This window comes from Allobosea sp. AAP35, assembly GCF_001295925.1.
GTDB lineage: Bacteria > Pseudomonadota > Alphaproteobacteria > Rhizobiales > Beijerinckiaceae > Allobosea.
In genome coordinates this window covers 35,487-61,285 of record NZ_LJHQ01000028.1, presented here as the reverse complement: position 1 = coordinate 61,285, position 25,799 = coordinate 35,487, and the positions used below count along the sequence as shown (strand labels likewise).

General features: G+C 64.4%; 22 protein-coding genes. 2 read left to right on the top strand and 20 right to left on the bottom strand.

The genetic code is table 11. The features are described 5' to 3' along the window. The 3 genes from IP69_RS11290 to IP69_RS11280 form a co-directional block, all read right to left on the bottom strand. The coding region (locus IP69_RS11290; protein WP_156323405.1) for a HAMP domain-containing protein at positions 1-1,178 on the bottom strand (1,178 nt) is incomplete at its 3' end. A gap of 438 nt (positions 1,179-1,616) precedes the next feature. Then, the gene (locus tag IP69_RS11285; protein WP_054142922.1) at positions 1,617-3,698 is read right to left on the bottom strand and encodes a methyl-accepting chemotaxis protein; all 2,082 of its coding nucleotides are present in this window, start codon (positions 3,696-3,698) and stop codon (positions 1,617-1,619) included. Positions 3,699-4,001: 303 nt separating this feature from the next. Then, on the bottom strand, positions 4,002-4,886 hold the full coding sequence (locus tag IP69_RS11280; RefSeq protein ID WP_054142921.1) for a type 1 glutamine amidotransferase: 885 nt from the start codon (positions 4,884-4,886) through the stop codon (positions 4,002-4,004). Between the two features lie 129 nt (positions 4,887-5,015). Here IP69_RS11280 and IP69_RS11275 point away from each other — a divergent pair, with 129 nt between their 5' ends. Beyond that, entirely contained in the window at positions 5,016-5,930 is a 915-nt protein-coding gene (locus IP69_RS11275; RefSeq protein ID WP_054142930.1) for a DMT family transporter, read from the top strand. A gap of 71 nt (positions 5,931-6,001) precedes the next feature. Here IP69_RS11275 and IP69_RS11270 read toward each other — a convergent pair whose 3' ends face one another. The 17 genes from IP69_RS11270 to IP69_RS11200 form a co-directional block, all read right to left on the bottom strand. Beyond that, positions 6,002-6,196 (bottom strand): type II toxin-antitoxin system HicA family toxin, encoded by a 195-nt coding sequence (locus IP69_RS11270; RefSeq protein ID WP_054142920.1) that lies wholly within the window; start codon positions 6,194-6,196, stop codon positions 6,002-6,004. After that, a complete protein-coding gene (locus IP69_RS11265; RefSeq protein ID WP_082359230.1) occupies positions 6,196-6,408 on the bottom strand; it encodes a DUF1902 domain-containing protein in 213 nt (70 codons plus the stop codon). Before IP69_RS11265 ends, IP69_RS11270 begins: the two co-directional genes overlap by 1 nt. Before the next feature lie 56 nt (positions 6,409-6,464). Beyond that, positions 6,465-8,063 carry a phosphoglycerate dehydrogenase gene (serA, locus tag IP69_RS11260; RefSeq protein WP_054142918.1) on the bottom strand — a complete coding sequence of 533 codons (1,599 nt, stop codon included), beginning with the start codon at positions 8,061-8,063 and terminating at the stop codon, positions 6,465-6,467. Between the two features lie 254 nt (positions 8,064-8,317). Continuing rightward, on the bottom strand, positions 8,318-9,496 hold the full coding sequence (locus IP69_RS11255) for a phosphoserine transaminase (protein ID WP_054142917.1): 1,179 nt from the start codon (positions 9,494-9,496) through the stop codon (positions 8,318-8,320). Between the two features lie 1,145 nt (positions 9,497-10,641). Then, a complete protein-coding gene (locus IP69_RS21405) occupies positions 10,642-11,706 on the bottom strand; it encodes a DUF262 domain-containing protein (RefSeq protein WP_282568236.1) in 1,065 nt (354 codons plus the stop codon). 42 nt (positions 11,707-11,748) lie between these two features. Further along, positions 11,749-12,546, bottom strand: coding sequence for an FRG domain-containing protein (locus IP69_RS21400; RefSeq protein WP_082359227.1), 798 nt, complete (start codon positions 12,544-12,546; stop codon positions 11,749-11,751). A gap of 300 nt (positions 12,547-12,846) precedes the next feature. Further along, entirely contained in the window at positions 12,847-13,206 is a 360-nt protein-coding gene (locus tag IP69_RS11250; protein WP_054142916.1) for a DUF559 domain-containing protein, read from the bottom strand. 155 nt (positions 13,207-13,361) lie between these two features. Beyond that, the gene (gene uvrB, locus IP69_RS11245) at positions 13,362-16,034 is read right to left on the bottom strand and encodes an excinuclease ABC subunit UvrB (RefSeq protein WP_054142915.1); all 2,673 of its coding nucleotides are present in this window, start codon (positions 16,032-16,034) and stop codon (positions 13,362-13,364) included. Between the two features lie 148 nt (positions 16,035-16,182). Continuing rightward, positions 16,183-16,401, bottom strand: coding sequence for a DUF2945 domain-containing protein (locus tag IP69_RS11240; RefSeq protein ID WP_054142914.1), 219 nt, complete (start codon positions 16,399-16,401; stop codon positions 16,183-16,185). Positions 16,402-16,459: 58 nt separating this feature from the next. Beyond that, positions 16,460-17,704 (bottom strand): TIGR03862 family flavoprotein, encoded by a 1,245-nt coding sequence (locus IP69_RS11235; protein ID WP_054142913.1) that lies wholly within the window; start codon positions 17,702-17,704, stop codon positions 16,460-16,462. 193 nt (positions 17,705-17,897) lie between these two features. After that, complete coding sequence (phoB, locus tag IP69_RS11230; RefSeq protein ID WP_054142912.1) at positions 17,898-18,596, bottom strand: phosphate regulon transcriptional regulator PhoB; 699 nt, start codon at positions 18,594-18,596, stop codon at positions 17,898-17,900. A gap of 127 nt (positions 18,597-18,723) precedes the next feature. After that, complete coding sequence (gene phoU, locus IP69_RS11225; RefSeq protein ID WP_054142911.1) at positions 18,724-19,443, bottom strand: phosphate signaling complex protein PhoU; 720 nt, start codon at positions 19,441-19,443, stop codon at positions 18,724-18,726. A 42-nt stretch (positions 19,444-19,485) separates the two neighbouring features. Next, positions 19,486-20,286, bottom strand: a complete 801-nt coding sequence (pstB, locus tag IP69_RS11220) for a phosphate ABC transporter ATP-binding protein PstB (RefSeq protein ID WP_054142910.1) — start codon at positions 20,284-20,286, stop codon at positions 19,486-19,488. 69 nt (positions 20,287-20,355) lie between these two features. After that, positions 20,356-21,246, bottom strand: coding sequence for a phosphate ABC transporter permease PstA (gene pstA, locus IP69_RS11215; protein ID WP_054142929.1), 891 nt, complete (start codon positions 21,244-21,246; stop codon positions 20,356-20,358). A gap of 14 nt (positions 21,247-21,260) precedes the next feature. Further along, positions 21,261-22,232, bottom strand: a complete 972-nt coding sequence (gene pstC / locus IP69_RS11210) for a phosphate ABC transporter permease subunit PstC (protein WP_054142909.1) — start codon at positions 22,230-22,232, stop codon at positions 21,261-21,263. 185 nt (positions 22,233-22,417) lie between these two features. Continuing rightward, on the bottom strand, positions 22,418-23,443 hold the full coding sequence (gene pstS, locus IP69_RS11205) for a phosphate ABC transporter substrate-binding protein PstS (RefSeq protein ID WP_054142908.1): 1,026 nt from the start codon (positions 23,441-23,443) through the stop codon (positions 22,418-22,420). A 121-nt stretch (positions 23,444-23,564) separates the two neighbouring features. After that, positions 23,565-24,623 (bottom strand): ATP-binding protein, encoded by a 1,059-nt coding sequence (locus IP69_RS11200; RefSeq protein WP_082359229.1) that lies wholly within the window; start codon positions 24,621-24,623, stop codon positions 23,565-23,567. Positions 24,624-24,768: 145 nt separating this feature from the next. Between IP69_RS11200 and ppk2 the strand changes: the two genes are divergently transcribed. Further along, positions 24,769-25,761 (top strand): polyphosphate kinase 2, encoded by a 993-nt coding sequence (ppk2, locus tag IP69_RS11195; RefSeq protein ID WP_054142906.1) that lies wholly within the window; start codon positions 24,769-24,771, stop codon positions 25,759-25,761. The last annotated feature ends 38 nt before the right edge of the window (positions 25,762-25,799 follow it).

The window sequence follows — 25,799 nt, the reverse complement described above, 5'->3', positions numbered from 1 at the left end:
TCGCGGGCCGCCAGGCCGACGTCGGCGGAGGTCACCTGGATGGTGCGAACCGTCGAGGACAGGCGATCGACGGTATCGTTGATCGCGCCTTTCAGCTCGGCGAACTTGCCGCGATAGTGGGAATCGACCCGTGTCGTCAGGTCGCCGCCCGCGACGGCCGACAGGGCCGAGGCGAATTCGGTGGTCGCGGCATCGACCACGGCGTTGATCTCGTTGATGCCGGCGACGAGCTTCTGCATCTGTTCATCGGCCTGGTCGATCTGGAGCCGTGCCGAGAAATCGCCGGCCGCAGCGGCGGCGACAACCTCGCCGACATCGGAGACGACCAGCGCCATGCTTTCGGCCGCCCGCAGCCGGCGTTCGGCTGCGGCACGCTCCTGCTGCTCGAGCGCGCGGACCTTGACGAGGCTTTCCCGGAACACTTCGAGCGCCTTGGCCATCATGCCGATCTCGTCCTGGCGGTCGGCATGGTGGATCGTGGTTTCCAGATTGCCGCCAGCCAGAGCGTTCATCGCGTGGGTCGTGGCCACGATCGGGCTCGCGACGCGTTTGATGACGATCATGATGGCGCCCACGCAGATGATGGCCGAGATGATGGCCAATCCACTCAAGAGCATAAGGCTGGACTGATAGGTCGTCTCAGCTTCCGCCGTCACGATCGTGCCACGGCCGGCAATGCTGGTTCCAAGATCTGCGACCGCCTGCGTCATGGCGGCCAGGGTCGGACGCATCTCGCGCAGTTGCGCTGCTGCTGCCGATTTGTCGCCCTTGCGCGACGAATCAAGGACTCGCTCCAAGGCCGCAGCATAGCCCGGAACGATGCCCTCATACCGCCTCAACGCCTCGCGGCTCTGCTCGCGGACGAGCTTGGCTCCGATTTCGCGGCGCTTGCCCTCAATGGTCGCTGTCTCGCTGCGAATTTCATTTTCGAGTTGCGTCATCGCCGGCGCATCGATCGAGTTGACATGCATGTTAAGCCGCAGATGGCGGCTCAACATCTCCGCTTCGATGTCATTGCTCAACTGCACGGTGGGAATGACCTGCTGCGTCAGATCCGCCATGTTCTGTTTCATCGCACTCATGCTCAGCAGCGCCATCGCGATCGTACCGACCAAGGCGGCCGTGAGCGCCATGACGATCGCAATCAGCGAATTGCGAATGGAGATATTCTTGAGCATTTCGGGCTCCGATGCTGCGACAGCGACATGTCAGCGATGATGGCGGGTGTGGAGACTGCCGCGACGAAACCGTCACAACAGCGATCCAAGGGAACTGGTCAGTATTTTCACAGCAAAACGATTAACGGAGCATCAACCAAGGACAGAAAGACCTGGCTGCGGTCAGATTTGGTCAAGGTCCGCGGGCCGCCGCGTCGCACCGCTCTCGAACAGCTGTGTCCGGCGTCGAGATCGAGCCCGGGGAGCGCGGCTGGTCCTGGATCTGGGAGGGGGCACAAACAGTCTTGCGGGTCGATCTCTGGCAGAGCGCAAGCTTAAAAGCATTCGACCCCGGCCATGCGGTGACGGCCGGGGTCAGGTGAGCGAGACGAGCATCCTGTCAAAGCGAGTCGTGATGGGGATGCCACGCTTGGGTTGCGTGGCATCATGTCTGGCGGATCAGAACTCCGCCCAGCCGGAATCGCTGGCGCGGCTGTTGGCCGCTTTCTTGGCCGGTGCGCGCGGCGCCGGTGCGGGGGCTGCAGCCCTCGCGACAGGAGCCCTGGTCTGCACGAAGGCGGCTTCGGCAAGCTGGCGCAGCCGCGCGGGTTCCGAGGCCGCCGCAGGCTGAGCGGCGTGCCTGATGGCAGGTGAGCCCTCCGGCCCGGTCTTGAAGGCCGCGACGAGGTCGTTCAGCTGGTCGATGCGGGTCGAGAGCGAGGCGGCCGAGGCGGCGCTCTGCTCGGACAAGGCCGCGTTCTGCTGCGTCATCTCGTCGAGATGCGCGACAGCCTGGCTCATTTCGTCGATGCCGCTGGCCTGTTCGCCAGACGCCGCCGAAATCTCCGCGATGGTGGCGGCGACCTTTTCCGACGCGGCGAGGATCAGGCTCAGTTGGTCGCCGGCCTGACGCACGAGCTTCACGCCCTGGCCGACCTCGGTGTTGGAGGACGAGATCAGCGCGGAGATATCCTTGGCGGCTTCGCTCGAACGCTGCGCCAGGGTACGGACCTCGGAGGCAACCACCGCGAAGCCCTTGCCGGCATCGCCGGCGCGGGCGGCTTCCACCGCCGCGTTCAGCGCCAGAAGATTGGTCTGGAAGGCGATGTCGTCGATGACCCGGATGATATCGGAGATCTTCTGCGAGGCGCTCTCGATGCGCGACATCGCGTCGACCGCCTGGCCGGCGATCGACCCGCCCGACTGCGCGGCCTGCATCGCCTCAGTGGCGACGGAGGCTGCCTGACGCGAGGCCTGGGCGGTCGCCTTTACGGACGCCGCGAGCTCCTCGGTGGTCGCCGCGGTCTCTTCCAGCGAAGAGGCCTGCTCCTCTGTGCGCTTGGACAGATCGTCGGCGCCCATGTTGATCTCGCGGGCAGCCAGCCCGACGTCGGCGGAGGTCACCTGGATCGTGCGCACGGTCGAGGAGAGGCGTTCGACGGTGTCGTTGATGGCGTTCTTGAGATCGGCGAAGCGGCCGTGATAGGCCTTCACGACCGGTTGTGTCAGGTCGCCGGCGGCGATGGCCTGCAGCGTGGTGGCGAATTCGGTGGTGGCGCCGTCGACGACCGCGTTGATCTCGTTGATTCCCGAGACAAGCTTCTGCATCTGCTCGTCGGCATGGTCGATCTGGAGACGTGCCGAAAAGTCGCCTGCGGCGGCGGCTGCGACGACCTCGCCGACATCGGAAACGACGGCTTCCATCGATTGCGCCCGGGCGAGACGCGCCGCTGCGGATTTGCGCTCCTGCTCCTGAAGCATCGCGACCTGCTCGCTGCTTTCACGCAGAACAGACACGGCCTTTGCCATGGTCCCGATCTCGTCCTTGCGGTCGAGATGCGGCACGGACACTGAGAGTTCGCCCTTGGTGATGGCGTCCATGACGCCGCTGAGATCCAGGATCGGCCTTGTCAGCGAACGCTGAGCGAAGATCAACGCGATCAGCATCGACCCGAGCAGCATCACCCCCAGCGTGATCGGCAGGCCGACCTTCGCCATCTCGGTAAAGCGCGCGGCGTCGTTCTCTAAGATATTGGAGGCATCGAGGTTTGCCTTGGAGAAAGCGACGAGCAAGGCGTTGAGTGCGCTGCGGTTGGCGCGGTTGGCATCATTGTTGCCCTGAGCGTTTGCCGCGGCAATCGAGACTTCCCGGCCGAGGCGGATCGTCTCGGAGCGGTAGGTGATGAAATCCGCAATGGCCTTCTCGATCGCTTGCGTCTGTTCTCGCTGGGCGTCCGGCGCGATCCGGGTCAGATCGGCGGCGAGCTGGCGCAATTGCGGGAAGCGCGCCTCCATGCCCTTGGCGAACGGCTCGGCGGCGGCGGCGTCCTTCGACATGTAGATGCCGCGCGCATCCATCACCACGCCCAGGACATGGCCGTTGATGAGATCCGTATCGTGCGTGACGTTCCCGAGAACGGCAGCACGCTGGCTGAGATTGTTCGAGTGCGACAATGCCCAAAGCCCCAATCCGGACGATATGACGGCGCCGAGCGAGACGATCCCAATGATCGCGAGGATTTTGATGCGGATGGATTTCAATGACTTCGGGCCCCATGATGCGGCGCAATGCCCGCGCCGGCGGGATGACAACAGGTAATCAGCGCAGCTGCCGCAACGTTCTATGGGTTCGAAAACATCACGTTACGTCACGGCTCGACCCGACTTCAGCCCCAGACGTTTAAAATACGATTAAGCCTGACTGATTTGGCTCAGTTTTGATGAAATCCATGCTTCGAAAGACGTGCGTCGACAGCGACGTCGTCCCGAGCGATTCCTCCCCGATACGGTCTTTACGTCACGGGCCGCGTGAGGCTGCGAATGTCGCCTGGCGCGGCGCCGATGTCAGGCCCGCCCGCGTGCGCTCGCCCGCGGCTTGACGCGGTGCTGCAAGAAATTCCGCAGCTCGGTGACGCGGCGTCGGTCGTCCAGTACCTCGGCGTCGAGACCATGCGCCCAGGCAAGGTCGCGGCGGGCGCGGTCCGCATCGAGCGCGCGCAGATCGGCGAGCCAGCCATGGGCGGCGGCCTCGTCCGCGCGAAAGCCTTCCTCGATCAGGATCGGCACCATGCGGCCGAGGATCGCGGCGACCTGGCGCAGCGGGAATTCGGGATGATACTGGACGCCCCAAAAGGTGCCGCCGTCATGGCGGATTTCGGCGGCCTGGACCTGGCTGTAGGGGTTCGAGGCCAGAATCGTGGTGCCGTGCGGCGGCTGGACGACAGTGTCGAGATGGATCGCCGGCGCGTCGAAGGCGGTCGGCCGGCCATCCAGAAGCGGGTGGGACCGGCCGGCTTCGTTGATGGTGATCTTGCGGGCGAACCCGACCTCGCGGCCCTTGGGGTTGGCCGTCACCGTGCCGCCGGCGGCGACAGCGCCCATCTGGATGCCCCAGCACGAGCCGAAGCAAGGCGTGCCGCTGGCATAGATCGCTCGCATCAGCTCGATCTGCCGGGTCACCGCCGGCTCGAGCTGGTAGATGTGCAGGGCCGAGCCGGTCAGCACGATGCCGTCATAGGATTGCAGGCCGGCACCGTCGGGCAGATTCGCACCTTTATCGGCCGGCAGGCAGATGTCGCTGATGGCATCTGGCTCGAGCGCCGCCACCTCGGCGGCATAGGCCTGCGCCGGCTGCAGGCCGCCATAGCCGGCGGCATGAGCCTCGCGCTGCGCGCGGGTGTTGCCATCGACGAAAAGCAGGCGAAGCGGGCGTTTTGCGACATCGAGCATGGGAGGCGGGCCGGAGGTGATGGGCTGCAGGGGATGCGCGGGGCGCCGGGCAACCGTGCGCCTCATCCCACATGACGGGAAGCGCACGCAAGGCTATTGCAGGGTCCCAAATTCAGCCAGGTTGAGCTCTTGCCCGCGACCCCGACCCTGCCGCATCGCCTCTGGGGCAATGCCTATCTGCTGCTGACCCTGACGACGCTGATGTGGGGCGGCAACGCGGTCGCCGGGCGGCTGGCGGTCGATGGCATCTCGCCGATGGCGCTGACCTCGCTGCGCTGGGTCGTGGTCTGCGCGGTGATGCCGGTGCTGCTGCGCCACCAGATCCGCGCGCACTGGCCGGCGCTGAAGGCGCGCTGGCGCTTCGTGGTCGTCATGGGCACGGTCGGCTTCACCGCCTTCAACGCGCTGATGTATCTGGCCGCCTATTCGACGACCGCGATCAATATCGGCATTCTGCAGGGCTCGATCCCGGTCTTCGTGCTGGTCGGTGCCTTCATCGCCTATCGCACGCCGATCGGCCCGGTGCAGGCGCTGGGCGTGCTGGTGACGCTGCTGGGCGTCGGCGTCGTGGCGAGCCGCGGCGAATGGGCGGTGCTGCGCCAGTTCGCCTTCGCGCCGGGCGATCTGTTCATGATCATCGCCTGCACCTTCTATGCGGGCTACACGGTCGGCATCCGCTCGCGGCCGGCGGTGCCGGGCCTCGTGTTCTTCTGCGCGCTGGCGATGGTGGCCTGCCTGGTCTCGCTGCCGCTGCTGGCGATCGAGGTCGCGCAGGGGAATTTCGTGGTCAAGGCGCCCCAAGGCTGGCTGATCCTGCTTTATGTCGCGATCGGCCCCTCGATCCTCTCGCAGCTGTTCTTCATGCGGGCCGTCGAGCTGATCGGGCCGGGCCGCGCCGGCGTCTTCGTCAATCTCGTGCCGGTGTTTGCGCCGATCCTGGCCGTGCTGATCCTCGGCGAGCAGCTGGCGCTCTTTCACGGCGTCGCGCTGCTGCTGGTGCTCGGCGGCATCTTCATCGCCGAGCGGCTGGCCAAGCGGGTCTAGCGCGGGGCTGGGCTGATTGCGGTGTGCGCGAGGGCGGCATCGGGAAAGGATGATCGCGGCACGAGTGCAGATCAAAAGGCCTTGGGGAGGCCTGCGTCTTTCAGTATCTGATTGGCCGTATGGCGGGACTTGGTCCCAGCGTCGACGGACACCTGGATTTTGGTGTCCGGATGGCGCCATATCTCATGGTCGCCCTTGGCGGGCCTATAATATTCGTAACCGGCACTACGCAGGATCTTCTTCAAGCGCGGGCCGATTTCGACCATCACGCGGCCTGGACGATGTCCGATACGTGGACTTCCATATCGATCCGAAGCTCTTCTTCGGTCTCGAGGAAATCGGGCACGAGCAGTTTCAGGCGCTCGCGCAGGGCTTCAATGGTGTCGGCCTCGGTGACGATCCCGGCATCGGTGGTCGAACTGGCCCACCAGACGCCGGCGTCGTCGTCGCGAAAAACCTCGAACTTCACGATCCGCATGGTCCGCTCCTTTCGGCGCGAGACCATAGCACGCAGCGCAGCGAAACTCACCGCCCTCAGAACCGTAGCCTTCTCGCCCGCTTGACCATCGGGATCTCGTGGATCTTGTCGAGGAGTTCGTCCGTGATCGCCTCGTCGAGCGCAACATAGCAGATCGCGTCGCCGCCGGGCTTGTCGCGGCCGAGCGCGAAGGTCGCGACATTGACCCCGGCCTCGCCGAGCAGCGAGCCGAACTGGCCAATGAAGCCCGGCTTGTCTTCGTTGCGGACATAGAGCATGTGCGGGGCGAATTCGGCATCGACCTGGATGTCGCGGATCTCGACGATGCGCGGCTTGCCGTCCTGGAACACCGTGCCGGCCGCATGGCGCGGCATGTCCTCGGCATCCACCACGATGCGGATGACGCTTTCGAGATTGCCGGCGACCTCGCGGGTCATTTCCTCGACGACGATGCCCTTCTCCTTGGCAACCATGGCCGCATTGACCATGTTGATCTCCGGCAGGAAGGGCCGCAGAACGCCGGTGATCGCGGCGGCCGAGATCGCCTTCAGGTTCAGGCTCGCGACCGCGCCCTCATATTCGATGCGGATGCCCTTGACCGGGGCCTCGGTGAGCTGGCCCAGGAAGGAGCCGAGCTTTTCGGCCAGCGCCACGAAGGGCTTGATCCGGGGCGCTTCCTCGGCCGAGATCGAGGGGAAGTTCACGGCGTTGGTGATCGCGCCCTTGAGCAGATAGTCGCTCATCTGCTCGGCGACCTGCAGGGCAACATTCTCCTGCGCCTCGTTGGTGGCGGCGCCGAGATGGGGCGTGCAGACGACGTTCTCCAGCCCGAACAGGGGATTGCTCTCCGCCGGCTCGACCGAGAACACGTCGAAGGCGGCGCCCGCGACATGGCCGCTCTTGATGAGATCGGCCAGCGCCTGCTCGTCGACGAGCCCGCCGCGCGCGCAGTTGATGATGCGCACGCCCTTCTTCGTCTTCGCCAGCGCCTCCGCCGAGAGGATGTTCTTGGTCATCGCCGTCATCGGCACATGCAGGGTGATGAAATCGGCGCGCCTGAGGAGATCGTCGAGCTCGACCTTCTCGACGCCGAGCGCGACAGCGCGCTCAGGGCTGAGATAGGGGTCATAGGCGATGACGCGCATCTTCAGGCCGACGCCGCGCTCGGCGACGATCGCGCCGATATTGCCGCAGCCGATCAGCCCCAGCGTCTTGGCGGTGATCTCGACGCCCATGAAGCGGTTCTTCTCCCACTTCCCGGCCTGCGTGGAGAGGTCGGCGGCGGGGATCTGGCGGGCGAGCGCGAACATCATCGCAATCGCATGTTCGGCGGTGGTGATCGAATTGCCGAAGGGCGTGTTCATCACGATGATGCCGCGCGCGGTGGCGGCGGGGATCTCGACATTGTCGACCCCGATGCCGGCGCGGCCGATCACCTTCAGCTTTGTCGCGGCCTCCAGCAGCTTGGCGGTGGCCTTGGTCGCCGAGCGGATGGCGAGGCCGTCATAGTCGCCGATCATCGACAGGAGCCTGTCCTTGTCCTTGCCGAGATTGGGATCGAACGTCACCTCGATGCCGCGATCCTTGAAGATCTGCACGGCGGCAGGCGAGAGGGCGTCGGAGATGAGAACGCGGGGGGCGGGGTTCGTGGTCATGGGGATGGCTTTCGGCTGGCGCGGCGCGCGGGCGCTCTGCGCTTGAATTCAGGGAAGGCACAAACAGCGCCGTCATCCTGGGCAAGCCGCGGAGCGGCGCAGACCGGGATCCATCCTAGGGCACCGCGGTGCTTTATGATGGATCCCGGGACTCCGCTCACGCGAAGCCCCAGGATGACGGGGAGAGTGTGGGGAGGGCGGGCGCCTCATCCGGTTGGAGATGGTCGGGTCAAGCCCGACCATGACGCAGCTGCTTACGCCGCCTTCTTCGCCAACCCCGCCTTCGCCTCGGCGAAGGCATAGGCCACCCAGGGCAGCAGCGCCTTGAGGTCGCGCGACTGGACGGTCGCGCCGCACCAGATGCGCAGGCCGGGAGGGGCGTCGCGGTAGTGGCCGAGATCGTAGCCGGCGCCGGCCTTCTCGATGATGCTCACCACCTGCTTGGCGAAGGCCGCCTGCGCGTCGGCCGGCAGTGCCGTCACGGCCGGGTCGGTGAAGGTCAGGCAGACGCTCGTGTTCGAGCGCGTCTTCGGCTTCACCGCGAGGAAGTCGATCCAGTCGTTCTCTTTCACGAATTTCGCGATGACGCGCAAATTGCCGTCGGCGCGCTTCACCAGGCCGTCGAGCCCGCCGACCTTCTTGGCCCAGGCCAGCGCATCGAGATAATCCTCGACCGCGAGCATGGAGGGCGTGTTGATCGTCTCGCCCGCGAAGATCCCCTCGATCAGCTTGCCGCCGGAGGTCATGCGGAAAATCTTCGGCAGCGGCCAGGCCGGCTTGTAGGTCAGCAACCGCTCGACCGCGCGCGGCGACAGGATGATCATGCCATGGGCGGCTTCGCCGCCCAGCACCTTCTGCCAGGAGAAGGTGGTGACATCGAGCTTGGGCCAGTCGAGCTTCTGGGCAAAGGCGGCGGAGGTCGCGTCGCAGATCGTCAGCCCCTCGCGGTCCTCCGCGATCCAGCTCGCATCGGGCACGCGCACGCCGGAGGTCGTGCCGTTCCATGTGAAGACGACGTCGCGGGTCTTCGTGTCGATCTTCTTCAGGTTCGGCAGCTCGCCATAGGGCGCCTCGATGGTGCGGACATCCGTCAGCTTGAGCTGCTTGACGGCATCGGTGACCCAGCCGGCGCCAAAACTCTCCCAGCTCACCATGTCGACGCCGCGCGCGCCGAGCAGCGACCACATCGCCATTTCGACGGCGCCGGTGTCGGAGGCCGGTACGATGCCGATTCGGTAATCGGCGGGCACCTGCAGCACTTCTCGCGTGAGATCGATCGCGCGCTTGAGCTTGTCCTTGCCGATCTTGGCGCGGTGCGAGCGGCCGAGCGCGGCGTCACCCAGGGCTTTGAGGGACCAGCCGGGGCGCTTGGCGCAGGGGCCGGACGAGAAATGCGGCACGCGCGGCAGCGCGGCCGGAGCCGTGTTCGTCATCGTTTGTCTCCATCCTTACAGATGGGCGCGCCACGGTGGGGTGGCGTGTCCCGTCGATGGGGGTAAGGGGGGAGGGGGCGGGGTGTCAAGATGGGCTGCTTCGGTTCGCTCGGCCCGCCTTTACACCTGCTCCGTCATTCCGGGGCTTCGCGCAGCGAAGAGCCCGGAATCCATCGTAAGGTTGGACGGTGCCCTATGATGGATTCCGGCGCTGCGCCGCTTCGCGGCTTGGCCGGAATGACGGTGCGAGTTCTGGATTGTCGGCGAAGATAGGGCGCCCGACGCACCGAAACCCCCGGCCGGCTGATCGCCGCGGGGTTTCGGGCTGGACGAAGCGTATCCAAGGGGATGCGCGGGGCGAGATGGCGTCGCAGTCGACGGCTGCGTGCCGATGTCGATGTCGAATGTCTGTGTCGAAGCAGCGCCAACAGCCGCCACCTCGCCCCGCGCACGGGTGTTTGATGCCGCCAGATCGCCTTCTGGTTATCCGTGTCACAGGTCGCGCGGCCTGACTCACCCGCGCGATGGCGATCCGCGCCTCCGCCGCCCTCAGCCCGCAACGGCCTCGACCGACGAAACCGCAAACCCCGCCCGGCCGCACGATGCCTCGCGACAGCCCCCTTGGTCGGGCGGAGCGAGGGGAGAATAGGCATGGGGCCCGGGGGGCGGGGATAAGAGTTGCGGCTCAACGTCATGCTCGGGCTCGACCCGAGCATCTCATGACCAGAAGCCTCCTGCGCCTCATCCTGCCTGAGATTCTCGGGTCTGCGCTGCGCTCCGCCCGAGAATGACGCGCCCTTCCCTTCTCCCCTTGCGGGAGAAGGTGCCCCGGCAGGGGCGGATGCGGGGTCGGGCCGACCTTGATCGGTTTTGCAAACGGCGAAAACCGGCCAGCGCAAAGCGACCCCTCATCCGTCTTGGCTTCGCCGAGCGCCCTTCTCCCGCAAGGGGAGAAGGGTTCCCCGCGCCCTTCGCCGCCGCGCACCGGAACCCCGACGCGAGAACCCTCTCCCGGAGGGAGAGGGCAGGGTGAGGGGATGGACGCTCTCCGTAGAGGGCTCGCCCTCACCGCCGCATGCGGTCGGCTCGCCGCTTCTCTGGTCGAGGGGCTGGAACGCGGCATCCTACCGTGAAAATAATGAAAACTACAGCCGCCCGATTTGAGAGGATACAGCTGCAACATTGATTCTTTTGATCCAGCGAGAAAATTCTCTGTCTAGTATGTCCACTCTCCCAATATGGCTTTGAAGGTCGTTCGTGCTTCTGTTGAGCGTATCAAATCGCGAAAAATTCGGTTCAAGACCTTTTTCGCCCTCTGTTTTTTGACGCTCACGATTCTCTTTTCGAACCATCTCAAACCAAATCAAAAACTCCCTCACATAACTAATGTAATCGCGATCAATATTTCTAATAAACCAATAGTAAACCGGAAATATGCCAGATGAAGAAAGTAGCAAATCTTTTGGAATAAACACGTCCGCCATAACATCAAGAACGTCAATAACACGACGACTCGCAAGCTCAAGCTTATCTCTATCAATAGAGCTGTTTTGCGCGAATTCATCAAGGTTTGTCTTCTTGGTCGCAGCTATCTGTTTTTCATACTCAAATAATAATACTTTAGCTGCGGCGTTTAAATCGCCGGCTCTCGTCACGCCAAATTTAATATTTTCTAAGAAAAAATCATGGTAAGCGAGCGTTCGGATAATTTCCGGAACCGGCCCTACAATTGCGTTACGAACCTCCGCGCCAGTTAGCGGTTTCGATCTATTCAGTCGTACAAATATATCATGAATATCCTTCTCATCTTCAGCAAATACGCTCATAATATCAAGAGAAGCATTTTCAAAATCATCTGCTACGGAGGGGTACACTCTTTTGAGGTCTTTTAAGCTAAGCCCAGACAGTTTTAGATCAGGGTGCTTTCGGTGCTTGAAATTCCCAGCAAGAGTTATTTTATTATCGAAAAAATCGAAAACAGCCTCAAGTCTCTGCTTTCCGTCAATAATGGCATAAGGTAGGCGAGCTAAATTTAGAGACGACTGACCAAATTGGAAATCAGCCAAATATAATTTTGGAACATCGAATCCGTTTATAATCGAGTCGACAAGATAAGATTTATCCGAATCGGACCACAATCTGCCTCTCCTTTGATACGGAGGATTGAAATCAATCTGAGAACGGTTCTTCGACCACCAGATCAGGGTCATTGGCTTGTGGGGCGAAATTCTTAGGATAGTCATGATAAATCCTCAAAAGCCAAAAGACCGCCGTAGCTCCAAAGATAATCCGTGAAGGTCCGGATAGACGGTAGAATCAGATACTCCCTTTCTGAAAAGCGATTCAGCTATTGAATCGACATGATCCTTTCCGATAATGATTTTTTGCAACGAACTATCTGGAAATTTTTCTTCTTTATAAACAACAGACATGCACTGCGTGCCTTTTCCAAACAAGGCAAACATACCTCTTTGCGCTACTATTCGCGCGCTATTATGAGTACCATGAATCATAACGGCGATATTCTTACGGTCGTCTATATCAACAACTGGACTATAACCTTTTACTTGCTCCTTAGTTGAATCTAATATTTCACCATTATACGAAATATCCTTGAGAGCCCATTTATTCCATAATATGGGATTCAGCATCCAAACAGCAACCGATTCCGAGACCTTGCTCTTTTTGTCCCTCTGTGCAGACGTTAGCGCAAAATATAGAGCGACGAATGGACTCTCGGTCCAGTCTAGCAACCTAGTGGGTATACCATAATGCTGCATATAAAACATTCTTTCCCACTCATCAGAAAATCCTTGCTGTACAAAAGGCGGTGATCTCTGCATAAATTTAGCAGAGATCTCTCTTTCCATTCTATGAAGATCTTCCGCTTTTTTTGTTTTGGGATGACGAAACAAACTAGGCGTTAGACTATAATTTTCTTTTCCTGACCCTCTATACCAAGCGGATTTGTGTGCTGACTGAAACGATTCGACAATATTCATTATTTCAGAAAATGTTTCAGCAGTGTGAGTAATGACTGTTCCAGGCATCTCGCTCCCCTTTAAGCACAGGGGTACCCAAACCGAGATGTATTGCAAGCGATAACGACGTATCCGCCGCCCTCTACCCCCTCCGTCTCCCACCCCGCTCCTCCCCAGCTCCCTTCGGCCGCGCCTCCACCCTCGGCCCCATCTCGTCCAGCGTCGGCACTTAAAGCACGAGGAACCCCTCTCCTGTAAGGAGAGGGGTAGGGGAGAGGTGACGGCCGCTGGACCAGCGAGACACAAACTTAACCGCTGCTGACCTCAGCCTCATGCGGCAACTGGCCGTCACCTCTCCCTGCCCTCTCCTTACAGGAGAGGGTTCTGCGTCGAGGTTCCGGCCGCCGCGCGGATGGCGGCGATGACGGCGTCGCGGTCGTTCAGCACCGCCTCGTTGCGAAAGCGGATGACCATGAAGCCGTGGCGCTCGATCTCCGCTGTGCGTGCCGCGTCGTAGTCGCGCTCGACATCATGCTGCGCGCCGTCGAGTTCGATGACGAGCTTGCGCTGGAAGCAGAGGAAATCGACGGTGTAACCGAGCAGCGGCACCTGGCGCTGGAATTTGAGCCCGTCGAGGCGGTGGGCGCGCAGGAGGCTCCAGAGGATGTCCTCGGGGGTGGTCGATTGCCGGCGGAGTTTTCGGGCGAAGGTTTGTCGCTCGGTTGCCATGGTCCCTCGCTGGTGAACCGGCCGTCACCTCTCCCCTGCCCCTCTCACTGATCTCGGGCCTGCCCGAGATCAGCACTCAGAGTGTCGAAGTCGGCAACAGCCGACTTCGATGCAGGAGAGGGGTTCCTCGCGCCTTATCCTCAGAGAGGATCGCCTTAACTCCGCCGCCGCCCACCGCGCTGCTCCCCAGCCCCCACCGGCCGCTGCTCCGTCCTTGGCCCCATCTCGTCGAGCGTCGGCTTTTTCGGCCGCGCCCGCGACACCGGCTTGCCCTCGCCGCCGCCGAAATTATGCGGGCCCATGTCGGCGTCGGTGGGTTTGCGGGCGCGGGTCGGCAGGTTGGCGCTGTCGCCGTAGGAGCGCTCGCCCTTGTAGCGGCCGGCGGAGGCCTCGACATCGCTCTGGCGGGCCAGCGGATCGTCGGAGATGGCGAGTTCGGTGGCCTGGAGGCGCTTGATCTCGTCGCGCAGGCGGGCGGCGGTTTCGAATTCGAGATCGGCCGCGGCCTCGCGCATGCGCTTTTCGAGATCGGCCAGCGCCGCCTTGAAGTTGTGCCCGGCGGCCGGCGTGGCCAGCCCGGTGTCGACGGTGACATGGTCGCGCTCATAGACCGAGCCCAGGATGTCGCCGATGGCGCGCTTGATCGTCTGCGGCGTGATGCCGTGTTCGAGATTGTAGGCGACCTGCTTCTCGCGGCGGCGCGCGGTCTCGGCCAGCGCGCGCTCCATCGAGCCGGTGATGTGGTCGGCATAGAGGATGACGCGGCCGTCGACATTGCGGGCGGCGCGGCCGATGGTCTGGATCAGCGAGGTCTCGGAGCGCAGGAAGCCCTCCTTGTCGGCGTCGAGAATGGCGACGAAGCCGCATTCGGGAATGTCGAGCCCCTCGCGCAGCAGGTTGATGCCGACGAGGACATCGAAGGCGCCCAGGCGCAGATCGCGCAGGATCTCGATGCGCTCGATCGTGTCGATGTCGGAATGCATGTAGCGCACGCGCACGCCGTTCTCGTGGAGATATTCGGTGAGGTCCTCGGCCATGCGCTTGGTCAGCACGGTGACGAGCGTGCGGTAGCCCTGCGCCGTGACCTCCTTGATCTCGTCGAGGAGATCGGCGACCTGGTGCTTGGCGGGGCGGATCTCGACGGGGGGGTCGATCAGCCCCGTCGGGCGGATGACCTGCTCGGTGAAGACGCCGCCGGTCTGCTCCATCTCCCAGGTGCCGGGCGTCGCCGAGACATGCACCGATTGCGGGCGCATCGCGTCCCATTCCTCGAAGCGTAAGGGTCGGTTGTCCATGCAGGAGGGCAGGCGGAAGCCGTATTCCGCCAGCGTCGCCTTGCGCCGAAAGTCGCCGCGATACATGCCGCCGATCTGCGGCACGGTGACATGGCTCTCATCGGTGAAGACCAGCGCATTGTCGGGCAGGTATTCGAACAGGGTCGGCGGTGGCTCGCCCGGCTTGCGGCCGGTGAGATAGCGCGAATAGTTCTCGATGCCGTTGCAGGAGCCGGTGGCCTCGATCATCTCGATGTCGAAGGTGCAGCGCTGGTCAAGCCGCTGCGCCTCGAGAAAGCGGCCCATCGAGTTGAGCTCGTCGAGCCGGCCCTTGAGCTCCTGCTTGATGCTCTTCACGGCCTGCGTCAGCGTCGGGCGCGGCGTGGTGTAGTGCGAATTGCCGTAGACCTTGACGAATTCGAGGTCGGCGGTCTTCTGCCCCGTCAGCGGGTCGAACTCGGCGATGCTCTCGATCTCGTCGCCGAACAGCCCGATGCGCCAGGCGCGGTCCTCATAGTGGGCCGGGAACAGCTCGATGACATCGCCGCGCACGCGGAAGCTGCCGCGGGTGAAGTCGTGCTGGGTGCGCTTGTATTGCAGCGCCACGAGATCGGCGATGAGCTGGCGCTGCTCGACGCGCTCGCCCAGCTTGATGCCGAAGGTCATCGCCGTATAGGTCTCGACCGAGCCGATGCCGTAGATGCAGGACACCGAGGCCACGATGATGACGTCGTCGCGCTCGATCAGCGAGCGCGTCGCGGAATGGCGCATCCGGTCGATCTGCTCGTTGATGGAGGATTCCTTCTCGATGAAGGTGTCCGAGCGCGGCACATAGGCCTCGGGCTGGTAGTAGTCGTAATAGGAGACGAAATACTCGACCGCATTGTCGGGGAAGAAGCTCTTGAACTCGCCATAGAGCTGCGCCGCCAGCGTCTTGTTGGGCGCCAGGATCAGCGCCGGGCGCTGCGTCTTCTCGATGATCTGCGCCATGGTGAAGGTCTTGCCCGAGCCGGTGACGCCGAGCAGCACCTGGTCGCGCTCCTGGCGGGCAATGCCGTCCACGAGCTCGGCGATCGCGGCCGGCTGGTCGCCGGCGGGCTCGTATTCCGAGTTCATCCGGAAGCGGATGCCGCCTTCGGATTTGTCGGGGCGGGGCGGACGATGCGGCGTCCAGGCCCGGCCGGGCTCGATGAAGGGGTTGCCGGTCTCCAGCAGCGTCTGCAGCGAGGTCGCGGTCGCGGCCGCCGCGCCCTCGGCGCCGAGAAAGGCGGAATCGGCTTTCTTGCCGAGCTTCTTGGTCGGCTTGTCGGCGCCGGGCCGCGCCTTGGCGCCGGGCACGTTTTTGCCGGGATCGGCCGCGTAGCCGGCCTGCGGCTTGTCGGAGAAGCCGGCCGCGCCGCCGGGCACGGCCTTGCCGCGATTGATCGCCGGGTTGAGCAGATCGGCGAGATAGCCTTCGAGCGGCTTCAACTCCTGGCGCGAGGCCTTGGAATTGGGCGTGCGCGCGCTGGAGGGCTTTTTGGCGGGTTTGGCTTTGGCGGGTGTGTCGGACATCCTGGCAATATGGGGCGTATCCCCGCCGCGCGCGAGAGGGCAAGGCGCATGGGAGGGCGCACTGGTGACGGGAGTTGGCAGGAGCATGGTGGCGCCATTCTCGGGCTTGCCCCGAAAATCCCGAGCCGGACGAGAAGTGGGCGCCGCCTCAGTGAGCCTCCAGCTCGCTGTGCGACTTCAGAGCCTTCGCTCCATCCGCCTGCCGGACCAGATAGGCCGGCTTGTCCTGCGAGGCGTTGCGGCGGATGCGCTTGCCCTTGATCGTGCGGCTGACGGGCTTGGTGAAGACCGCCTCGATTTCGCCCTCGGCGGTGCCGCTGCCCCAGTGCCAGCGGACGGCGGCGCCCTTGCGCAGCGGTTCTGTCATGCGGTGTCTCCGTGATCGCCGATCGTTGCCCGGTGCAACGCGCCGGGGCCGGCCGGGTTCACGGGCTGGAGGCGTCTTGCCCTGAGCCGTCGCGCGCTTCCAGCCACGCCACCATCCCCGCCGCCGCGGCGACACCCGTCGCGAAACAGCCCTGCAACAGATAGCCGCCGGTGGGCGCCTCCCAGTCGAGCATCTCGCCGGCGACGAAGACGCCCGGCAGGCGGCGCAGCATGTAGCCGGCATCGATCTCGGAGGCCTCGATGCCGCCGGCTGTCGAGATCGCGCGGTCGATCGGCATCGTCCCGGTCAGGCACAGGGGCGCGGATTTGATCGCCGCCGCCAGCGCCTCGGGCGCCTCGTCGAGCTTGCCCCCAACGCTGTCGCGCAGCACGGCCACGGCCGCGGGCGAAAGGCCCGCCGCCTTGCGCAGATGGTTGCTCAGCGTTTCGCCCGGGCGGCGCTTGCCGAGCTTTTCGGTCAGGCGGGCAATGTCGAGATCGGGACGCAGATCGATTTCGAGCCGCGCCGAGCCATCCCGGGCGATGGCCTCGCGCAACGGACCCGACAGGGCGTAGATGGCGCCGCCTTCAAGACCATGGGCGTCGATCATCGCCTCGCCAGCTACCTCTTTGCCGGCAAATCGAAGCGTGATCCGCTTCAGCGGTGCGCCCGCAAAGCGCTCGCGCAGTGTGTCCGACCACGTCACGGCGAAACCGCCATTGGCCGGGCGCAGCGGCGAAACGGCGACGCCCTGGCCCGCGAGCAGCGGCACCCAGCCGCCATCGGAGCCGAGTCGCGGCCAACTCGCGCCGCCAAGCGCCAGCAGCGTCGCATCGGGTGCGAGCGTGAGCGCATTTCCATCGCGGTCCTCGAAGGCCAGCGCGCCGTCGTCGTTCCAGCCGGTCCAGCGCCGGCCGGCTTCGAGCCGCACCCCGAGCCCGTCGAGCCGGCGCAGCCAGGCCCGCAGCAGCGGCGAGGCCTTCATCGCCTTGGGAAAGACGCGCCCGCTGGTGCCGATGAAGCTCTCCGCGCCAAGCGCGTCGGCCCAGTCCCGCAGCGCCTGCGGCGGGAAGGCGGCGATCGCCGGCTCCAGCAGGGTCCGCGCTGCGCCATAATGCGGCAGGAAGGTTTCCAGCGGTTCGGAATGGGTGAGGTTGAGGCCGCCGCGCCCGGCGAGCAGGAATTTGCGCGCGGGCGAGGGCATGCGGTCATGGAGCGTGACGTGATGGCCGGCCTGGGCCAGCCGCTCGGCCGCGATCAGCCCCGCGGGGCCGGCGCCGATGATGGCGATGTCTTTGTGCATCGGGCCGGCTTGCGCCGTGAAGCCCTAGCGGTCAAGCGATACATCCAGCCGATGCGCGCCGTCGGCCCGGGCGGAGCGGAGCGCAGACCCGGGACCCATTCTGGAATGGTTCAGGCATGGATCCCGGATCGGCGCGGCTTCGCCGCTTGTCCGGGATGACAGCGCGGATGAGAGGCAGCGTGAACAAACGCCCTCACACCCGGGCAAACGTCTCGTCGAAGGCGTAACCCGCGCCGCGCACGGTGCGCAGCGGGTCCTTGGCGTCTCCCGGCGTGATCGCCTTGCGCAGGCGGCCGACATGGACGTCGACCGTGCGCTCGTCGATATAGACGTCGCGGCCCCAGACCGCGTCGAGAAGCTGGGCGCGGGAATAGACCCGGCCGGGCGCCTGCATCAGGAATTCGAGCAGGCGGAACTCGGTGGGGCCGAGATGCAGTTCGAAGCCCGAGCGGCGGACGCGGCGGGTGGTGCGGTCCAGTTCGAGATCGCCCGCGGTCAGCAGGCCCGCGACATGGCCCGGCTTGGCCCGGCGCAACAGCGCCTGGATGCGTGCGATCAGTTCCGGCAGCGAGAACGGCTTGACGACGTAATCATCGGCGCCGGTGGCTAAGCCCCGCACGCGCTCGGTTTCCTCGCCGCGCGCGGTCAGCATGATGATCGGCACCCGCTCGGTGTCGCGGCGCGCCCGCAGACGGCGGCAGAGCTCGATCCCCGACAGCCCGGGCAGCATCCAGTCGAGCAGGACGAGATCGGGGGTGTGATCGCGTAGATGCAGTTCGGCATCGTCGCCGCGCGCGACGCTATCGACCACGAAGCCCTCAGCCTCGAGATTGTAGCGCAGGAGCAGGGTGAGCGGCTCCTCGTCCTCGACGATCAGGATGCGGGCGGGCATGGCGCGACTTTTCCGAATGATGGGCGGTACAGGGCGTCAGCCTCGGGCTTGACCCGAGGCTCGCAGGACCAGAGGGTTCTGGTTTCCGAGACGGCCGGGTCAAGCCCGACCATGACGCTCATGTGTTCTACTTGCCTGCCACCGCCTCGACGCTGATGTCGGTGGTGTCGAATTTGGGGCGGTTGAGATCAAGCGATTCGCCGGTGACCAGATAATGGATCGTCTCGGCGATGTTGGTGGTGTGGTCGCCGATGCGCTCGATGTTCTTGGCGCAGAACAGGAGATGGGTGCAGAAGGTGATGTTGCGCGGATCTTCCATCATATAGGTCAGGAGCTCGCGGAACAGCGAGGTGTAGAGCGCGTCGATCTCGCCGTCACGATGCCAGACCTCGAGCGCCTTCTGCTCGTTGCCGACGGCATAGGCGTCGAGTACATCCTTGAGCTGAGCCTGGACGAGGCGGCTCATATGCTCGAGGCCGACCACGGCGCGCGGCGGCGGCTGGAACTGGCCGGAGATCGCGACCGCCCGCTTGGCGATGTTCTTGGCGAGATCGCCAACGCGTTCGATGTCGGAAGCGATGCGGATCGCCGAGATCAGCTCACGCAGATCGTGAGCCAGCGGCTGGCGCCGGGCGATGGTCAGCACCGCGCGCTCCTCGACGTCGCGCTGCAAATTGTCGAGGCGCTGGTCGGCCGAGATCACCTTCTGGGCGAGCGAGGTGTCGCGCCGCACCAGTGCGACGGTGGAATCGCCGAGCATGCGCTCGGACATGCCGCCCATCTCGGCGAGGCTGCGGCGCAGCGCCTCGAGATCGGCATCATAGGAGCGGACGGTATGTTCGGTCATCGCGGCAAGATCCTTTGAAAGCGAGGCGGAGGCGACGGGCGATCAGCCGAATCGGCCGGTGACGTAGTCCTGCGTCTGCTTCTTGCTCGGGTTCATGAAGATCGTGTTGGTCGGCGCGAACTCGATCACCTCGCCGAGATACATGAAGGCGGTGTACTGCGAAATGCGCGCCGCCTGCTGCATGTTGTGCGTGACGATGACGATGGTGAAGTCGGTCTTGAGCTGCTCCAGCAGGTCCTCGATTTTGCCGGTCGAGATCGGGTCGAGCGCCGAGGTCGGCTCGTCGAACAGGATCACTTCCGGCTTCTGCGCGATGGTGCGCGCGATGCACAGGCGCTGCTGCTGGCCGCCCGACAGGCCCATGCCCGAGGTCTTGAGCTTGTCCTTGACCTCGTCCCAGAGCGCGGCGCGGCGCAGCGCGCCCTCGACACGGTCGTCCAGCTCGGACTTCGGCGGCTTCTCGTAGAGACGGATGCCAAAGGCGACATTGTCGTAGATCGACATCGGGAACGGCGTCGGCTTCTGGAAGACCATGCCGATGCGCGAGCGCAGCTCGTTGACGTCGACATCGTTGGAGATGACGTTGCGGCCGTCGAGCATGACCTCGCCGGTGGCCCTCTGCTCGGGATAGAGCGAGTAGATCCGGTTGAAGATGCGCAGCAGGGTCGACTTGCCGCAGCCCGAGGGGCCGATCAGCGCCGTGACGTGGCGGTCACGGAAGTCGAGATCGATCGCCTTCAGCGCCTTGTGCTCACCATAGTAGAAATCGAGGTTCTTGACCTTGATCCGGACGGGAGCATCGGCATCGAGCGTCTGGGGGCTGAGTTCGAGGGTGGAGAGCATCGAAGGGTTCCTTCGGGTCGGACGCGGTGGTCGCAGGATGACGGTGTGGCGGAATGACTTGGCGCAGGCTTATTTGGCGCCACGCACGATGCGACGGGCGACGATCGAGAGCACGAGGATGGACATGGTGATGATCAGCGAGCCGGCCCAGGCGAGCTGCTGCCAGTTCTCGTAAGGCGCAGAGGCGAACTGGTAGATCGTCACCGGCAGGTTGGAGACGCCGCCCAGAAGGTCCGGCGAGAACCAGAACGAGTTGTTGAGCGCGGTGAAGATCAGCGGCGCGGTCTCGCCGGCGATGCGGGCCAGCGCCAGGAGGATGCCGGTGACCATGCCCGATTTGGCGGCCTTCCAGGTGATCGAGGTGATCACGACCGAGGTCGGCGCGCCGAGCGCCGAGCCGGCCTCGCGCAGCGGGCCGGGCACCAGGCGCAGCATGTCCTCGGTGGTGCGCACGATGACCGGGATCGCGATGATGCCAAGCGCGACGCCGCCGGCCCAGCCCGAATAGCCGCCGAGCGGCTCGACCAGGATGACGTAGACGAACAGGCCGATCAGGATCGACGGCGCCGAGAGCAGAATGTCGTTGATGAAGCGGATCAGGTCGGCGAGCTTCGAGCCCTTGCCGTATTCGGCGAGATAGGTCCCGGCCAGCACGCCGATCGGCGTCGCGATGGCGATGCCGAGGAAGGTCAGGATGATCGAGCCGACGATGGCGTTGGCGAGGCCACCGCCCTGCGAGCCGGGGCCCGGCATTGTCTGCGTGAAGGTCGCGACCGACAGGCCGCCGATGCCCTTCACGATCAGCATGCCGAGGATCCAGAACAGCACGAAGATCGCGATCATCGTGAAGCTGGCGGTGATGATCCGCATCGCCTTGTCGGCGACGCGACGCGACTTGCGGACGCGGCCCCAGGTCGATGGCGGCAGTTCGCGCACGGTGGAGGGGGTGGCCAGGCTCATGATCTTCAACCCGCTCAGAAGGCTTTGACGCGTGCGACGAGGATGCGCGCGATGACGAGGACGACGAAGGTGACGAAGAACAGGATGCAACCCAGCGCGATCAGCGCGTTCAGCTGCAGGCCGATGGCTTCGTTGAATTCATTGGCGATGCGCGAGGCGATGGTCGAGCCTGGATCCATGATCGAGGCCGAAAGCCGGTTGGCGTTGCCGACGACGAAGGTCACCGCCATGGTTTCGCCCAGCGCCCGGCCGAGACCCAGCATGATCGCGCCGATGATCGAGACACCAGCCTGCGGCACCAGCACATGGCGCACCACCTCCCAGGTCGTCGCCCCGATGCCGTAAGCGCTCTCGCGCAGCACGGAGGGGATCTGGTCGAGCATGTCGCGCACGATCGAGGCCACGAAGGGGATGATCATGAAAGCCAGGATGATGCCGGCCGTCAGGATGCCCAGGCCCGAAGGCGAGCGCGAATACAGGATCGTGCCGACGATCGGCATGCCCTCGACGATATTGGACAGGGGCTGCTGCACGTAAGCCGCAAACAGCGGCACAAAGACGAACAGGCCCCACATGCCGTAGATGATCGAAGGCACGGCGGCGAGCAGCTCGATGGCGGTCGAGACAGGCTGCTTGAACCATGGCGGCGCGAGCTGCGTCAGATAGACTGCGATTCCCAGCGACAGCGGGACGCCGATGACCAGGGCCAGAAAGGCCGTCGAGAGCGTCCCGGCGATGGCCGGCCAGGCGCCGTAGACATCGGCCTGCGTGTCCCATTGCGTGCCGGTGATGAAGCCCAGGCCCATCGCGCGGAAGGCCGGCCAGCCGCCGATGACCATCGACAGCATGATGCCGGCGAGCAGCAGCAGCACGAACAGCGCCGAGAGGAAGCTGGCATTGCGGAAGATGAGGTCGAAAGTGCCCTTCGGCGTCTTGCGCTGAACATGCGCGGCCGGAATGCTCATAGGGTCGGTCACGGCAGTCATCCGTGGAACTCCGGTCTTAAAGCCAATGGGATAAAATTATGAGTGAGGCGAGGCTCTGGGCCGAACCCTCATCCCCAACAGCGAGCGCCTAGCAACCGCTGCTCGGGATGAGGGTCGCGCGAGACGTCGAACCCTTGTCGAGAAAGAGAAGCGGGGTTTCCCCCGCTTCTCGATGTGTTTGATGATCAGAACACGGGCTTGCTGGAGGCGTCGGTGATGCCCTTCCAGCTGGCGCGGATCTGGTCCTTAACATTGGCAGGCATCGGAACGTATTCGAGTTCGACGGCGAGCTTGTCGCCGTTCTTGTAGGCCCAGTCGAAGAACTTAAGCGCGGCAGCGGACTGCTCGGGCTTGTCGGCCTTCTTGTGCATCAGGATGAAGGTGGCCGAGGTGATCGGCCAGGCTTCGGCGCCGGGCTGGTTGTTGATGATGATGCCGAAACCGGGAGCTTCATTCCAGTTGGCATTGGCGGCGGCCGCCTGGAAGGACTCGGTCTCCGGAACCGGGAACTTGCCATCGCGGTTCTGGACGAGGCCATAGGCCAGCTTGTTCTGCTTGGCATAGGCATACTCGACATAGCCGATCGAGTTGGCGATCTGCTTCACCGAAGCCGAGACGCCCTCATTGCCCTTTCCGCCGATACCGACCGGGAACTGCACCGAGGTGTTGGCGCCGATCTTCGACTTCCAATCCGGCGAGACGCGCGACAGGTAGTCGGTCCAGACGAAGGTCGTGCCCGATCCGTCCGAGCGATAGACGACGGTGATGTTGGCGTCGGGCAGCTTCACGCCCGGGTTCAGAGCGACCAGCTTCGGGTCGTTCCACTTCTTGATGGTGCCCTGATAGATCTCGGACAGCATCTCGCCGGTGAACTTGATCTGGCGGGCTTCGACGCCGGCGATGTTGATCGCGGGGACGAGAGCGCCCATCACGGCCGGGAACTGCAGAAGGCCGTCCTTCTCCAGGTCTTCGCCCTTCAGGGGCATGTCGGAGGCGCCGAAATCAACGGTCTTCGACTTGATCTGGCGGATGCCGCCACCCGAGCCGATCGACTGGTAGTTCAGGCCGATGCCGGTGTCTTTCTTGTAGGCTTCCGCCCACTTAGCATAGATCGGGAAGGGGAACGTCGCGCCGGCGCCGGTGATGTCGGCAGCCTGAGCCACGCCGGACAGACCGATGGTAGCGGCCGCGAGAATGAGAATTTTGCGCATGAGATGTCCTCTCTGGGTCGCAGGTTAGCGACCCGTTCAGAACACTTTCTGCATGACAGCTTCATGACATCCGGCGATTCAGGTGGTCATGAAGCTGTCATATACGGTTAACGTCTGTGGCTCAGGGCTTGCGCGGCGGAGCGCCGAAACGCGGCAGCACCGCACGAAACGTCGCCCCCTGGTCGAGCGCGCTTTCGATCGTCAGCCTCCCGCGATGGCGCAGCACGATATGCTTGACGATGGCAAGGCCCAGCCCCGTCCCGCCGGCTTCGCGGCTGGCGGCGGTGTCGACACGGTAGAAGCGTTCGGTCAGGCGGGGCAGGTGCTCGGGCGCGATGCCCGGCCCGTCGTCGCGTACGCCGACGCTGGCTTCGAGCGGGCCGTCCTCGACGGCGATCACGACTTCGCCACCGCGCTTGCCGTATTTGATCGCGTTCTCGACGAGGTTCTCCATCAGCCGGAGCAGTTCGTCGCGATCGCCCGCGACGCGGACGGGGTCGGCCGGTGCCTGCAAGGTCAGCGTGACCTCGCGTTCGCGCGCCATCAGCGTCAGCGAATCGACGATCTCGCGCGAGATGCCCGTGAGATCGACCGGGGTTTCGGGGGCGAGGTGGGCGCGCAGTTCGATGCGCGACAGGGAGAGCAGATCATCGACGAGACGGGCCATGCGCAGGCCCTGTTCGCGCATGATCGTCAGGAAACGGTCGCGTGCGCCGGCATCGTTGCGCGCCGGCCCCTGCAGCGTCTCGACGAAGCCGAGCAGGGACGCCAGGGGCGTGCGCAGCTCATGGCTGGCATTGGCGACAAAATCGACGCGCATGCGCTCCGTCACGCGCTGCTCGCTCAAATCCTCGAAGGTCAAAAGCACCGGCCGCCGCCAGACCGCGCCTCCCAGCGCCGCGATGTGGATGCGGAAGGTGCGCTCGACGGGCACGCGTTCGACGAGTTCGATGACCTGGCGGCCGCCCTGCCGGGCAGCGCCTTCGATCGCCTCGATCAGATCGGGATCGCGCATCACCAGCGCCAATGGCTGGCCGATCTCCAGCGCCGGCATCAGGCCGCGCATGGCCGGGCTCAGCGCCTGGGCGATGCCCTGCCCGTCGAGCAGGACGGCGGCCGAGCCGATCGCCTCGACGAGGTCCAGCGTCGCGCGGGCAGTTGGATCGACGGCTTCAGGCATGGAAACGACCTCGACGCGCTTCACGTCACGGCCGAGGGGCTGGCGGCGGATGCGGGATGCCTTTCCTGATCCCAAGCCCGGCGCGCGTCAATTCCCTTCGCCGGCGAGGCGGGCTAGGCTCGCCTGCCGATCCAGGAGTGAACCGATGGCCAAGAGTCCGTCCGCCAGCAAGGCTAAAGGCACGATCCGCCTCGTGCCCAAGACCGAGCGTCCGCCGCAGCCCGAGAGCGGGGCGAGCGAGGACGCGACAAGCGAGAGCGACGCGGCGCGCCAGGCCGTGGCGCGGATGGGGTTCAACATCGAGGCCAAGACGCTGCCCGACAGCATCGTCGATGCAGCCTTCCGCAGCGGGGATTATCCTTATGGCAAGCGGATGAAGCGCAAGCGCTACGAGGCCGAACTCGCGCCGCTGCAGATCGAGTTGCAGAAGCTCGCGACCTGGGTGCGTGCGCAGGGCGAGCGCATCGTCATCGTCTTCGAGGGGCGCGACGGCGCCGGCAAGGGCGGCACGATCAGCCGCTTCACCCAGCATCTCAACCCGCGCCAGGCGCGGGTGGTGGCGTTGTCGAAACCCTCCGACATCGAGGCCGGGCAATGGTATTTCCAGCGCTATGCTGCGGAGATGCCGACCGCCGGCGAAATCGTCTTCTTCGACCGCTCCTGGTACAACCGCGCCGGCGTCGAGCGGGTGATGGGCTTCTGCACGCCGCAGCAGACCGACGCTCTGCTGCGCGAGGCGCCCGCTTTCGAGGGCATGCTGACGCGTGACGGCGTCCGGCTGATCAAGCTGTTCATCACCATCGGGCCCGAAATGCAGATGCTGCGGCTGCATGCGCGCTGGCACGATCCGCTCAAGCGCTGGAAGCTGTCGCCGATCGATTTCGAGGCGATCCCGCGCTTCAGCGCCTATTCCGAAGCCTTCGACGAGATGCTGACCCGCAGCACGAGCGACTTTGCGCCCTGGCATGTCGTGCGCGGCAACGACAAGCTGCGGGCCCGGCTGAACGCCATTCGCCATGTCCTGCTGGCGGTCCCCTATGAGGGCCGCGACGACGACGCCATCGGCGCGCTCGACACCAAGGTCGTCGTCGCGGTCAAGGATTACCTGCACAAGGGCGGCGAGAACGGGAAGAGCTAAAACGGGAAGAGCTGAACCCGGAAGAGCTGAGCGGCCGA